We start from the raw sequence: 445 nt of genomic DNA on the forward strand, positions 1-445 counted from the left end.
AATGCTCATCGGCTACAGGGGCGCTTGCCAGGGCGGCGTAGTAGACAGGAGTGCCCACGGGCATTTCCCAAGCGCTACGGTCTTTTGCCCATTCGAGATACCGTGAAGTTTCATCGCCCGCGACGTGTGCTACAGGAGCAATTGGGATTGGGCGGTCCGCCTCGGTGCCTTCAGGCATAGGCCCCCATTCTGTAGCCTGATTTCGACGGTCTTGATAAGCCTGTTGCTCTTGTCTGGCTTTCTCCCGCAGAGCGTCAGCCATCTTCGCCATAGGTGACTCATCGGCTACAGGGGCGCTTGCCAAGATGGCGCTCAGGTCGGTGGATGCTCGGCGCGCGTCCTGCACAAGATCGCCGGTATCCAGCCCAGGGACGATCTTGTCGATCAGTTCGTGCAGTGCCTGTTCGAGCGGTAGCGTGGAATCGGCTATCGGGGCAGATACCTT

The 445-nt window shown here is 59.6% G+C and carries 1 protein-coding gene; it reads right to left on the reverse strand.

Annotated elements, in window-relative coordinates:
* Positions 1–445, reverse strand: a 445-nt coding sequence (locus RCF13_RS15620; protein ID WP_308141330.1) for a hypothetical protein, incomplete at both ends; no start/stop codon positions are given.

It is taken from the genome of Stenotrophomonas maltophilia group sp. RNC7 (assembly GCF_030910085.1).
GTDB lineage: Bacteria > Pseudomonadota > Gammaproteobacteria > Xanthomonadales > Xanthomonadaceae > Stenotrophomonas > Stenotrophomonas sepilia.